This window comes from Pirellulales bacterium (genome assembly GCA_036490175.1).
Classification (GTDB): Bacteria; Planctomycetota; Planctomycetia; order Pirellulales; family JACPPG01; genus JACPPG01.
The window spans coordinates 53,904-67,269 of sequence record DASXEJ010000002.1 but is presented as its reverse complement, the minus strand read 5'-3'; the positions used below and the strand labels follow the sequence as shown (position 1 = coordinate 67,269).

Here is a 13,366-nt window from a genome sequence, read left to right as displayed (position 1 = left end):
GTGGTTCACCATTGGCATGGCGGCCTTGGTGTTCGTGATGGCGTTAAGCTTCCTGGGAGTGTGGGAGATTCCGATTCCGGGCTTCGTCGGTAGCGGCACCGCTGGCCAAATGGCGACCCAGGAGGGGGCCGCTGGGGCGTTCGCCAAGGGCGTCTTCACGACGATTCTGGCCACGCCTTGCAGCGGACCGTTCCTCGGACCACTTTTCGGATTGCTGCTGCGACAACCGCCGGTCGTAATCTACGCGATCTTTTTGTGCGTCGGATTGGGGATGGCCAGTCCCTATTTGCTGATTGGCGCCTTTCCGCACCTGATTCGCTTCCTGCCAAAGCCCGGCGTGTGGATGGATACGTTCAAGCAACTCATGGGCTTCGTGCTACTGGGCACAGTGGTCTTTCTGTTCATGAGTATCAAGCAGGACTACGTTGTCCCGGCCTTCGGATTCCTCGTCGGGCTGTGGATGTGCTGCTGGTGGATTGGCCGCACGCCACTTACGGCCGAATTGGGGAGCAAGCTTGCGGCGTGGGCTGGCGGATGCGCCGTGGCGGCGGCGGTCGGGCTCTTCGCCTTTACATGGCTAGTGCCGGGGGCCGATGTGCTGCCCTGGCAACCTTTTTCGCGCGAAGCGCTGACCAGGCTCACGGCCGAAGGCAAGACGGTATTCGTGGACTTCACCGCCGACTGGTGCTTGACCTGCAAGACCAACGAGCGCGTTGCCATTAACACGAACGACGTGCGAAAACTGGTCAGCGAGTATGGAATTATTCCGCTCAAGGCGGACTGGACGGAAGAGTCCGACGAGATCAAGGAGATGCTCAATCTGCTGGGCCGAAATTCGATTCCGGTCTATGCCATTTTTCCCGCTGACCACCCCAATCAGCCGATCATCTTTAGCGATCTGGTGACCAAGGGGCAGGTGTTGGATAACCTCCGGGCGGCTGGACCGTCGAAGAGCGGATCGCAGCTCACGGCCCTCAAGACGGTTCCGTGAGAACGACCGTCCCCTGATGCGAACGGCGCCTAGAACTAGAGCTTATGCCCACACGGCGCCGCGCTCGCCGGCCACGATTCGGCCGATGGAGAAGCAATCGACACCTTCGTCGGCCAATTGCTGGATGATGCTGTCGGCGTAGAACGGGCTCACGACCAGCGTCAGTCCCAGACCCATGTTGAAGACGCGCGCCATCTCGTCATCGTCGATCTCGCCCAGTCGCGCTAGCCAGGGGAACACGGGCGGGGTGTCCCAACTGCCACGGTCGATTTCGGCGCGGGCGTTCTCTGGCAAAATGCGCGACAGATTCTCCAGCAAGCCGCCGCCGGTGATGTGCGCGATGCCGTGTACGACCCCTTTGACCTTGTAGTGGGCGAGTATCTTACGGAGCGGCTGCACGTAGATCCGCGTGGGGGTCAACAGTACATCGCCCACGCTGCTCGATAATTCGTCGATGTAATCGTCCGCGGACAGGCCGGCGCGTTCAAAGACAACTTTCCGCACCAGGCTGAAGCCATTGGAGTGCAGTCCGCTCGAGGCCAGACCCAGCACCACGTCACCCGCCGCGATCGCGCGCCCATCGATCACGCGACGGCGTTCGACAACGCCGACACAGAAACCGGCCAAGTCGTAATCGCCTGGCGCGTACAGATCGGGCATGATTGCTGTCTCGCCGCCCAACAGTGCGCAGTCGCTTTGCAGACAGCCGGTGGTAATGCCGCTCACGATCTGCTCGAGCAGCGGCGGATCATCCTTGGCCATGGCCACATAGTCGAGAAAAAATAGCGGCTCGGCCCCGCAGCAAAGCGCGTCGTTGACGCTCATCGCCACCAGGTCGATGCCCACCGTATCGTGCCGGCCCGTCAGGCTGGCCACCTTGAGTTTCGTGCCCACGCCGTCGGTGCAAGAAACCAGCACCGGATCCTCGTACTTGCGGGCAAACAGCGGGCTGGAGAAATCAAGCTGAAATAAACCGGCGAACCCACCCGGAAGCGGCATCACGCGCGGCGAGTGCGTGCGCGACATTAATCGCGGCAACCGCGACATAGCCTCGGCATAAAGTTCCAGGTCCAGTCCGGCGTCTTTGTAAGTGGTCTTGGCCATTCAACTTATTGGGTTGGCCCGCGAGAAAGAGAAGAATTGTAGGTCGTAGCGCAATTGTCTGTCAAACGGCCTAAGTCGAGGTCGAAATTGACCAAAAGAATCCGGTGACCCGCCAAGTATGTATCTCAACAGAGCCACTTTCCCCCGATACACTTGAACCGCAGAGCGAGGGCGGATCACAGATTTGTCCACTCACGATTTTGGCTACTTTATTTTCTGCCGACGGAGAATTCCCTTGAAGCGCGTCATGGTTTGGTTGCTTGCCCTGAACGTGGTTGTGCCGCTGGTTGTATTGGTAGGCGTTGTGGTGGGGAATCCTCCTGAGCCGCCATCGATGTCGAAGGTGATTCCGGCCGACGATCTGATCAAGCAGGTGGATCTGTACGTAGAGAGCTTCAACGAACCATTGGCCGATGCACAGGCCTATACGGACAAGTCTCGCCAGGTCGCCAAAGATGCGCACACCCTGGCGGCGATCGCACTGGTGCTGGCGATGCACGACCAGGACCACCGTCTCAAGGCCAGCGCGCCGGCGCTAGTGGTTGCGGCTCAACAACTGGCCAAGGCCAAGGACTACGGCACCGCCAAGCAAGCCCTGACGGGCGTGCAGGATGCCGTCAACGGCAAAGCCGGTGCTGCTCCCGCGGCGAAGTGGGAGCGCGTGGCCGGGTTGGGTCAGATGATGAAGCAGGTCACGTTCGTGAACAATCGCCTGCGACGCAACTTGCGTCGCTTTGACGAGCGCAAGGACGACATCGCCCGCGATGCGGCCGTGCTAGCGGCCATCGCCCAGGTGTCGACCTACGATACGCATGAAGTCAAGAATCCGGACGACCTTGGCAAGTGGTATCAGTTGTGCGGCGAAATGCGCGATGCGGCAGGTGCCGTGAACGCAGAAGTACATGCTGGTAACAAGGCGGCGGCCGAAACGGCGCTCGTTAATCTCGGCAAAAGCTGCGAGGATTGCCACATGACGTTTCGCGTCCGTGTTGCGCCCTGAGCGTGGTATGCTTCAACACAGCCGAGGAGTATTCACCTTGGGACCACCTCAGAGTTGAAAGTTCATGCCCCTTTCGCATCCGACACTGCAGTTTACCCACCCGCTTCCCTACGGCGCGATTCCCGTTGATGGCGGCGTTCAGTTCGTTGTCTTTAGTCGTTCGGCCACGGCTATGCGGCTGATGCTGTACGACAATGTCGACGACGCCGAGCCCACGGATGTTATTCCCTACGATGCCGACAACGACCGCTGGGGCGACATCTGGAGCATATTCATTCCCGGCGTCGGTCCCGGTCAGCTTTATCACTTGCAAGCTGACGGGCCCTTCGACCCCCAGCACGGCCACCGATTCGACGGTCGCGCTCGGTTGATCGATCCCTACGCGCGCGCTTTGGCGGGCAATTTCCTGCCGGGCACGGGCGGGGTCATTCGCCCCCCCAAATGTGTCGTCATCGACGATACCTTCGATTGGCAGGGAGACCGCCATTTGCGGCGCAGCCTGGCCGATACCGTCATCTACGAGATGCACGTGGGGGGCTTTACCCGGTCGCCGACGAGTGGTGTCGAGAATCCGGGCACCTATCTGGGCGTCATCGAGCAGATTCCCTATCTGAAATCGTTGGGCGTGACGGCCGTCGAGCTGATGCCGGTTCACGAATACCCGATGAACAATTGCTTTGGTTCGAAGGACGAACGGTCCAACTATTGGGGCTATGATCCGCTGGCCTTCTTCGCGCCGCATCGTGGCTACGCCGCGAGTCCTGAGCCGGGCGCCCAGACCGTCGAGTTCAAGCAGATGGTGCGGGCTTTGCACCAGGCCGGCATCGAAGTGATCCTCGATGTCGTTTTCAATCACACGGCCGAGGGGAACGAGAACGGACCCACGCTCAGCTTCAAGGGGTTGGAGAATCGCGTTTACTACATGCTCGAGAATGGCGGTGGCTCTTACCGCAATTACTCGGGCTGCGGTAACACGGTCAACGGTAACCATCCGATCGTGCGGGAATTGATCTTCCTTTGTCTGCGGCATTGGGTGTTGAACTACCACGTCGACGGATTCCGTTTCGACCTGGCGTCGGTGCTCAGCCGCGACCGTAACGGCGAATTGCTGCCGAATCCGCCGCTGGTGGAAACGATCGCCGAAGACCCGTTATTGGCCGACACCAAGATCATTGCCGAAGCGTGGGACGCCGCGGGCGCCTATCAGGTCGGCTCGTTTGCGAATTTACGCTGGGCAGAGTGGAACGGTCGCTATCGCGACGATGCGCGTCGCTTTTGGCGTGGAGACCAGGGGACCTTGGGCGACTTCGCCACGCGATTGGCCGGATCGAGCGATCTGTATGCCCCGTTTCGGCAGCCGTACCACAGCATTAATTTCATCACGTCGCACGATGGGTTCACGGTCAATGACCTGGTGACCTATACGCGCAAGCACAATCAGCTGAACGGCGAGAATAATCGGGACGGCGACAACAATAACTACAGCGACAACTACGGCATCGAAGGGCCGACGAACCGCCGCGCCATCGAGCGCATTCGCGGCCGCCAGATGCGCAATTTTCTGTCCACGCTCTTCCTGAGCCAGGGTGTCCCGATGCTGCTGTCGGGGGATGAATGTCGACGCACGCAGTGCGGCAACAACAATGCCTATTGCCAGGACAACGAAATCTCGTGGTTCGACTGGGAGCTGGTTGAAACAAACGTCGACCTGGTCCGTTTTACGCAGGCGTTAATTGGGTTCCGCAAAAAGCAGCTCACGTTGCGGCGATCGAATTTTCTCAAGGGGGAACCAACGGCTCCAGGCATGCTTCCCGATGTGAGCTGGTTCAGCGCCGAGGCAGGCGCCGTCGACTGGTCGAGTGATGACCTCAGTCTGACCTGCCTTTTAGCGGCGCCGCAGGCGCAGAATATGGACGAAACGCCTCGCCATGTGCTGCTGATGTGCCATGCAGGCTCACTGCCTCGCGATTTTTCGGTGCCGGGTCCAGCGCGATGGATCAAATGGAGGCAGTTCATCAATACCTCGGCCGAAAGTCCGGCCGATATCTTTCCGAATTTGGACGGTCCGGAACTGGTGCCGGATCGCAAGCTCACGCTGTTGGACCACACCCTGGTTTGCTACGTCTCGGCCACGTAGCGGCTCTTGCCGAATGTGGGGACGACGGCAGGCCGGCGGACCGGGTTGAACGCCGCTTCCGGTCGAGGCGGTCGCGGGGGGCAGCCCCCCGCGCCGGAAAAAAAGCGGCAAAATCGGTAGCGGGTACTCGCCGGCTTCGGCAGAATAGGGGCGGCGCGGCGCTGTAGTAGAGTTGAATTACGCTGGATCCGTCTCAGCCGGATCTGAGCCACTGACGCGCCGCCTCTTTGGTCTTTGTGGGAGGACCCGTCCATGAGTATTGCCGCCGCCGCCTCGCTGTATCAAGAGCGGACGGGTCAGGTCACGTCGCGCGACGTGATCGACCGCTGCCTCAACGACTTATCGCAGGCCAAAGATCGTTGGCGCGATCTGCCACTGGCCAAGCGCATCGAGTTGGCCAAGGCTTGCTTGGACGGAGCAATTGCCGCCTCGGACGGATGGATTGCCGAGGCCTGCCGCGCCAAGGGGATCGAGCCGGGTTCGTCACTTGAAGGCGAGGAGACCGCGGCCGGACCGTTGGCCACGGTTCGCTATCTGAAATTGCTGATTCGCTCGCTGTCGGATTTGGAGAAAACCGGCTCTGTCCGCTTGCCTGGAAAAATCGCTATAACCCGTAGCGGGCAGTTGAGCATTCAGGTTTTTCCCACGCGCGGACTTTACGATTCGGTTCTCTTCGCCGGCTTTCGCGCCGACGTCTGGATGCAACCGGGCGTAACGCGCGAGAACCTCGCCCACCATATGGCCTGCACAGTTCGGCCGGGCACGGCGCCGGCGGGCATCGCCCTGGTGCTTGGCGCAGGCAACGTGAGCAGCATTGCACCGACAGATGCCTTCAGCAAGCTTTTTCAAGAGGGCAAGGTCGTCCTGCTGAAGATGAATCCGGTGAATGAATACCTGGGGGGCATCTTCGCCCAGGCCTTCGCGCCGCTGATCGAGGCGGGCTTCCTGCGCATTATCTACGGCGGCGCCGATGCCGGAGCATATGCCATCGAGCACCAGGTGGTCGACGAAGTTCATATCACCGGTTCGGTTTATTCGCACGAGACGATCGTGTGGGGGCCTCCGGGCCCAGAACGCGATCGGCGCAAGGCCGACGGTGTGGCGCGGCTGCAAAAGCGCATCACCAGCGAACTCGGCAACGTGACACCATGGATCGTCGTTCCCGGCCCGTACAGCGATCGTGAGCTGGATTTCCAGGCCGAGAACGTGGCCGCGATGATCACGAACAACGCGTCGTTCAATTGCATCGCCACCAAAATGATCGTGACCAGTCGCAGCTGGCCCGATCGGCAGCGATTCCTCGACAAGCTGGAAGCCGTACTCGCCCGCATTCCGCGCCGCCGCGCCTATTACCCTGGTGCTGAAGAACGCTTCACGCGTTTCGCCGGCCGGCCGCCTGAAGCGGGGACTCCGGGCACATTGCCGTGGACGCTCGTGCGCGACGTGAAGAAGGATCAGGCACCGCAGTATTTCGAGGAAGAGTCCTTTGTATGCGTCTGTGCCGAGACGGCGCTGGATGCCAGCACGCCGCAGGAATTTCTCGAACGCGTGCCAGAGTTCGTAAACGATCAATTGTGGGGCAATTTGGGCGCGGGGATCATGATTCATCCCAAGTCGCGGCGCGAGCCGGGCATGGAAGATCGGTTCCAGGACACCATCGCGCAACTGCGATTTGGCACCGTCGGCATCAACCATTGGCCGGCTATTTCTTACGCGCTCATGTGTACGCCGTGGGGCGGATTTCCCGAAGGGACGCTCGAAGATCCCAAGAGCGGGCTGGGTTGGGTCCACAACACATATTTCCTCGACTCGGCTCAAAAGACCGTGATCGAGGGGCCGCTTACGATGATGCCCAAGCCGTTCTGGTTCCCCACGCATCGCACCGCCAATATCCTGGCGCGAAAAACCTTGGACCTGACCAACCATCCTTCGTGGTTGAAGCTGCCAGGGCTCATGCTGCCCGCGATGCGCGGCTAAGCACAGCCAAAAACGCGCAGGCTGCTGCGCGTCGCTTGTTGGCGGTGCTGCGCTTCGGGTGGTAAGTTATCGCGCTACGGCGCGACGGGCGCTACGCGAGTGGGTGCGACGGATTGCTGCCCTTCTTCTGCGCAATCGTGCCCGCCGGACGCTCCGGGCCAAATACTTCCACTTGGAAAACTACACCATGACTGTTCCACCATTCAAACTGCCGCGATGGAGCTGCTTCGATACGTTGGCCGTAGTTGTGGGCGTGGCCCTATCTTTGACGGCGGGGGTGAGTGTTCGCGCGCAGGTTGCCGTCGCCGAGCCGGAATACACGGGTGACGATCGCATCGAGAAGTGGCACGACAAGACCGTCTTGGTGGTAACGCCCCACCCGGACGACGATACATTTACATCGGGCGGGTTGTTATCGCTGCTGGTCGCGGGCGGCAACAACGTGCAGATCCTGATTTACACGACGGACAATGCCGGTTCCAACGATCCAGACATGACCAAGGAGAAGCTCGCCGAGATCCGCCGCCAGGAAGAAGAGGACGCGTGCCAGGTGCTAGGCATCCCTAAGGATCACATCACCTGGTTGGGCTACGACGACGGCATGTTGGAATATGTCGATCGCCGCGAGTTGACCAAGCAGGTTGTGCGCGAGATTCGCCGTCATCGTCCCGACGCCGTGCTATCCATCGATCCGGGCGCGCCGTATGAGCAGTGGCACAAATCCGACCATCGCAGCGGTGCGCAGATTACGGTCGACGCCATGCGGGCCTCGGCTTGGCGGTTGTATTTTCCGGAGTTGGAGCGAGAGGGACTCAAGCATCACAAGGTGCCCGTGGCATTTCTTTTTTATTCGAACCAGCCGAACTACACGGTCGACGTCACGGACGTCATGCAAAAAAAGGCCGAAGCCGCGGCGGCCCACACCAGCCAATTCGGCGCGATGTTGAAAGCCTACGACCCGAATAACCTGGCCGAACGCCGCGCATCGCTTGCCAAATTCCTGCTCGTCAGCCCCGTGATTAAGCGGAAAGAGGGACGGATCGTCGAACAGTTCCGCCGTTCGACCGCCTACGGCGAGTGAACGGGAGCTAAATTGGCCACCCGTTGCGCGTGCTGGCATCGTGTAACGCCGCGGGTTATCGTCAAAGGCAGCTTGCGGGCTGTCCAGCCCACAAGCGCGCTAGGTCAATAAGCCCTAAAACCCTAGCGCGCCGGCTGACATTGCTTCGCGATGGTCGCGAGATCTGACAAGGCCCGTGCGACGCGGCACAACCACCCGAGCAACCTTGACCATGCAACTTCGACGAATTTACCTCACCGCGAGTGTCGTAGCACTTTGTCTGTTGTCGACGATCGCGATCGCCGCACCGCGTACTGCTCCCTTTCCGGGATTGCGCGAGGGCTCGCTGACAGTGCATGCCATCGTCGGCGGCAAGATCATCGTCTCGCCCGACCGCACGATCGAGAATGGCACGATTGTCATTCGCGACGGTGTGATCGTGGCGGTCGGCGAAAAAATCGCGCCGCCGGCCGATGCGCAGGTTCATAGTGCGGTCGGCAAGACAATCTACCCCGGTTTCATCGATGCCTACGGCGAGTTGCCTGGTGACGGGTCGCGTGCTGCGGCGAACGATAAGGCAGGAGCCGGCTATTGGAACGCGAACATCGCCGCCCAGACACGCGCCGCAATGCTATACGCCGGCGATGCAGGTGCGAACCGCAAATTGCGATCGCAAGGAATTGCCGCGCGGCTGATCGCTCCGTCGGCCGGAATCGTCAAGGGGACGAGCGCCCTGGTAACCACCGGCGACGACGCGGGCAAGCAATCTATCATCCGCGATCAGGTCGCCATGCACGCCAAGTTGACCACCGCCCGCGGCATGGGAGGTTATCCGAACTCTCCCATGGGGGCGTACACGCTCGTGCGGCAGGCGTTCTACGATGCCGGTTGGTACGGCCAGGCGTGGGACGCCTACCAGGCAAATCAAGATCTGCCTCGTCCCGAACGCAGTGATGCCCTGGCCGCTTTGCGAGGTTATCTAGGGGGCAAGCTGCCGGTCGTTATCGACGCGCCGGACGAGCTCTATTTCCTGCGCGCCGATCGGATCAGTAAAGAGTTTGGCCTGGACGTCCTCATCAACGGGTCGGGTGAAGAGTATCGTCGCGTGGCCGACATCGTGGCGACGCATCGTCCGGTGATCGTGCCGCTCGATTTTCCCAAGGCGCCCAGCGTGTCGACGCCAGAGTCCGCGATGAACGTGTCGCTCGAACGGCTAATGCATTGGGACATCGCACCAGAAAACCCCGGGCGTCTGGCGGCGGCCGGCATCAAGATTGCACTCACATCGCACGGCTTGAAGGATGCCGGCACGTTTCTGGCGGCGGTACGCAAAGCGGTTGAACGAGGACTGACACCCGAAGCAGCCTTGCGAGCACTGACAGTCGCTCCCGCCGAGATGTTCGGCGTGGCGAGTCGGCTGGGCACGCTTGAGCCCGGCAAGGCGGCTCATATTATCGTGGCCAGTGGCGACCTGTTTCACGGCAAGCCCAAGGTCCTGGAGACCTGGATCGACGGCGTACGCTATGAGGTGGAGACCGAACCGCAGTTGGACATGCGCGGCACGTGGACCGTCGAGATTACGAAGCCAGACGGCGCCAAGGAATCGATTCAGTTCGAGATCAAGGGGCAGCCGACCAAGCTCTCGGGCAAGATCAAACGGGGCGACAAGTCGACCGCACTGACCAATCCTGCGCTGGCTGATTTGCAATTCTCGGCGTCGTTCAAGGGGGAGGCACTCGGGATCGACGGCGTGCTGCAACTCTCGGCGACGGTTTCGAAGTCGAATGCCGCCGTGACTGACGCCGCGCCCGAGCTATCCTGGCTGGGGTCGATCGTTTGGCCTGATGGCCAAAAGACCGCCTGCACTGCCAAGCGTGATGCGCCTGCCAAAGCATCCGACTCGGACAATGCCGAGCCCAGCGCCGACGACAAAAAAGAGAAGGCACCCGAAGGCGAGAAAACAAAGACGCCCGACGAACCGGCCGCGCCTGCGGCCAAGCCGGACGACGCGCCCGCAGTGGCCAAACCGGCTGAGCCTGCGGCGACGACCGAAGACGCAGCGGCAAAAGCAGCCGCGCCCGCCAAAGAAGGCGAGCCCGCCGCCGAAGTGGCGAAGAAAGATACCGAGCCGAAGAAACCGGTCCGCGCCCTGGCTGAGGTGAACTATCCCCTGGGAGAATTCGGCCGCGCGACCGCACCTGAGCAGCCAGCCGCCGTGTTGTTTCGCAATGCCACGGTTTGGACGAGTGGTCCGCAAGGTCGACTGGAGAACGCTGATGTCCTGGTCGAGCAGGGCAAAATCAAGGCCGTCGGTCCCGGCCTTGCCGCGCCGGCGGGGGCTGTGGTGGTCAATGCCACGGGTAAACATATCTCGGCGGGCCTGATCGACTGCCATTCCCACGTCGCCACCGACGGTGGCGTGAACGAATCGGGACAGACGATCACGGCCGAGGTTCGTGTCGGCGACTTCGTCGACCCGAACGACATCAACATTTACCGGCAGCTGGCTGGCGGCGTGACCAGCTCTAACATCTTGCACGGCTCGGCCAATACGATCGGTGGCCAGAACCAGGTGCTGAAGTTCCGCTGGGGCGCGGGGCCGGAAGAAATGAAACTCGTGGCCGCTCCGCAAGGCATCAAGTTCGCGCTGGGCGAGAACGTCAAGCAAAGCAACTGGGGCGAACGGGCCAACGGTCGTTATCCGCAGACGCGCATGGGGGTCGAGCAACTCGTGCGTGACGCCTTTCGCGCCGCGCAGCAATATCGCCAGACGCAGGAAGAATGGAAGCGGACCAAGGTCGGCTTGCCGCCACGCGTGGACTTGGAACTCGAGGCATTGGCCGAGGTCGTCGAAGGTAAGCGGCTAATCCATTGCCATTCGTATCGGCAGGACGAGATTCTGGCATTGTTGCGCACTTGTGAGGCGTTCGGCGTGCAGATCGCCACGTTTCAACACATCCTGGAAGGCTACAAGGTGGCCGACGTGATGGCCAAGCATGGTGTTGGCGGCTCGAGCTTTTCAGACTGGTGGGCCTACAAGTTCGAGGTGCTCGATGCGATTCCTTACAACGGTGCCCTGTTGCACAACGCCGGAGTCGTGGTGTCGTTCAACTCGGACGATGCCGAGTTGGCCAGGCGGTTGAACACCGAGGCGGCCAAGGCCGTCAAATACGGAGGGGTTCCCGCCGAAGAGGCGCTCAAGTTCGTTACCCTGAATCCAGCCAAACAATTGCGCATTGATCGATGGGTCGGATCGCTCGAGCCTGGCAAAGACGCCGATGTTGTCGTGTGGAGCGCCTCGCCGCTGTCGACCTACAGCCGTTGCGAGCAGACTTGGATCGACGGCCGACGATATTTCGACGCCGAAGAGGATCGTCAACAGCGCCGCGCGGCCGCTACCCTGCATGCAGCCTTGGTGCAGCGAATTCTCAGCTCGGGGGAACCGACCGTGGGGCCCGACGAGGAAAAGAAGCGTGAATCAGCATTCTGGCCGCGGGAAGACCTCTTCTGCCACGGCGGAATTCACGATCATGACCATTAGCGCAATGGATCGCGGTCTTTACGTCTTCCCAGGCGTTGACTATTCAATTGCATCGCAAAAAAGCAAACAGCTTGTAACCACGAATTACACGAATGAAGAGAAGTGACGGCACTTAATTTGATTATGAATAACGCATTCACGCATTTGATCGGCCCATATGCGGTTTTGGGAAGGTACATCATGAGACATTGCCTGATAATTATCCTGGCAGTTGTATTCGGTGGACTGGGCGAGGGCCGCCGCGCAATGGCGACGCCCGAGGTGCCTGGCGCGGCGCAGCAGCGGCCGATTGCGCTGGTGGGCGGGACGGTGCATCCAGTAAGTGGGCCCGTGATCGAGAACGCAACGCTGCTATTTCAGGACGGTAAGATCGTGGCCGTCGGGCGTGAAGTGGCGGTTCCGGCGGATGCCGAACGCGTCGACATTGCGGGCAAGCATGTTTACCCGGGACTCATCGATGCCAATACGCAGCTGGGCCTGGTCGAAATTCCCTCGGTTCGTGGATCGCGAGACCAGGCCGAAACGGGAGACATCAATCCCAACGTAAAGGCGCAGGTGGCGTTCAATCCCGATAGCGAATTGATTCCCGTTGGTCGTTCCGGCGGCGTGCTTTCCGTGCTGACGGTGCCTAGTGGCGGCTTGATCACGGGCTTGTCGGCTTGCATGCAGCTCGATGGCTGGACCTGGGAAGACATGTGCCTGAAACCAGACGTCGGCATGCACATCAGCTGGCCGCGCATGGCACCCGTTGAAGCGGCCCTGAGTGAACCCGGCGAGGCGCCCGCCGGACGGGATCGCGATAAAGCTCTCAAGACGATTCGTCGCGCGGTAGTCGATGCCCGGGCGTATTTGGCGGCCAAGCGCGCGCAGCAGTCCAGCGGTGCAGCCGCGCCCGAGTTCGACATCCGCTGGGAGGCGATGATCCCCGTCTTGGAAAAGAAGATTCCGGTGTTCGTCGATGCCGAGGATATTCAGCAAATTCAATCGGCCGTGGCATTTGCAGAGCAAGAGGGGCTGCGTCTGGTGATCGTCGGAGGGTATGACGCGCCGGAGTGTATCGATTTGCTAAAAAAGAATGCTGTGCCGGTTATCGTGGGGGGCGTCCATCGCCTGCCACGGCGCCGCATGGATGCCTACGACGCTCCCTTTACTGTGCCTGCTCGCTTGCAGGCTGCGGGCGTTCCCTTTTGTATCGCGGGCGTAATTGGCGGCGCTTCGGGATCGTTGCCGTCGAACTTGCGGAACCTGCCCTATCATGCCGGTACGGCCGCGGCGCACGGTCTGCCGGCGGAAGAGGCGCTGAAGGCAATTACGATTTACCCGGCTCAGATCCTCGGCGTGGCCGACCGCGTGGGGACACTTGATGCGGGCAAGGATGCGACGTTGATCGTCACCAGCGGCGACCCGCTCGAGATTCCCACACAGGTCACGGCGGCCTACATTCAAGGCCGCACGGTGCAATTGACTGACCGGCACAAACGGCTGTGGGAGAAGTACAAAGAAAAGTACCGCCGCCAGGGGATTAAGAATCCCTGACGATCGAGCGCGGTGTGAAG

Annotated in this window: 8 protein-coding genes; 7 read left to right on the top strand and 1 reads right to left on the bottom strand. The window is 60.8% G+C overall.

The features are described 5' to 3' along the window. The coding region (locus tag VGG64_00275) for a thioredoxin family protein (protein HEY1598003.1) at positions 1–991 on the top strand (991 nt) is incomplete at its 5' end. A gap of 42 nt (positions 992–1,033) precedes the next feature. Here the strand turns inward: VGG64_00275 and purM are convergent. After that, positions 1,034–2,095 (bottom strand): phosphoribosylformylglycinamidine cyclo-ligase, encoded by a 1,062-nt coding sequence (gene purM, locus VGG64_00270; protein HEY1598002.1) that lies wholly within the window; start codon positions 2,093–2,095, stop codon positions 1,034–1,036. 235 nt (positions 2,096–2,330) lie between these two features. Here purM and VGG64_00265 point away from each other — a divergent pair, with 235 nt between their 5' ends. The 6 genes from VGG64_00265 (at position 2,331) to VGG64_00240 (ending at position 13,346) form a co-directional block, all read left to right on the top strand. Beyond that, positions 2,331–3,095 carry a hypothetical protein gene (locus VGG64_00265; GenBank protein HEY1598001.1) on the top strand — a complete coding sequence of 255 codons (765 nt, stop codon included), beginning with the start codon at positions 2,331–2,333 and terminating at the stop codon, positions 3,093–3,095. Positions 3,096–3,159: 64 nt separating this feature from the next. Then, complete coding sequence (gene glgX / locus VGG64_00260) at positions 3,160–5,232, top strand: glycogen debranching protein GlgX (protein ID HEY1598000.1); 2,073 nt, start codon at positions 3,160–3,162, stop codon at positions 5,230–5,232. A 252-nt stretch (positions 5,233–5,484) separates the two neighbouring features. Continuing rightward, positions 5,485–7,209: an aldehyde dehydrogenase family protein gene (locus tag VGG64_00255; protein HEY1597999.1), complete on the top strand. Its 1,725-nt coding sequence runs from the start codon at positions 5,485–5,487 to the stop codon at positions 7,207–7,209. Between the two features lie 187 nt (positions 7,210–7,396). Next, entirely contained in the window at positions 7,397–8,290 is an 894-nt protein-coding gene (locus VGG64_00250) for a PIG-L deacetylase family protein (GenBank protein HEY1597998.1), read from the top strand. Positions 8,291–8,501: 211 nt separating this feature from the next. Further along, complete coding sequence (locus tag VGG64_00245; GenBank protein ID HEY1597997.1) at positions 8,502–11,810, top strand: amidohydrolase family protein; 3,309 nt, start codon at positions 8,502–8,504, stop codon at positions 11,808–11,810. Positions 11,811–11,990: 180 nt separating this feature from the next. Continuing rightward, positions 11,991–13,346, top strand: coding sequence for an amidohydrolase family protein (locus tag VGG64_00240; GenBank protein ID HEY1597996.1), 1,356 nt, complete (start codon positions 11,991–11,993; stop codon positions 13,344–13,346). The last annotated feature ends 20 nt before the right edge of the window (positions 13,347–13,366 follow it).

Bases quoted from the DNA above. Each gene is read 5' to 3' on its own strand.
- VGG64_00245 (HEY1597997.1), top strand. From the start codon at position 8,502: ATGCAACTTCGACGAATTTACCTCACCGCGAGTGTCGTAGCACTTTGT.
- purM (HEY1598002.1), bottom strand. From the start codon at position 2,095: ATGGCCAAGACCACTTACAAAGACGCCGGACTGGACCTGGAACTTTAT.
- VGG64_00255 (HEY1597999.1), top strand. From the start codon at position 5,485: ATGAGTATTGCCGCCGCCGCCTCGCTGTATCAAGAGCGGACGGGTCAG.
- VGG64_00240 (HEY1597996.1), top strand. From the start codon at position 11,991: ATGAGACATTGCCTGATAATTATCCTGGCAGTTGTATTCGGTGGACTG.
- VGG64_00250 (HEY1597998.1), top strand. From the start codon at position 7,397: ATGACTGTTCCACCATTCAAACTGCCGCGATGGAGCTGCTTCGATACG.
- glgX (HEY1598000.1), top strand. From the start codon at position 3,160: ATGCCCCTTTCGCATCCGACACTGCAGTTTACCCACCCGCTTCCCTAC.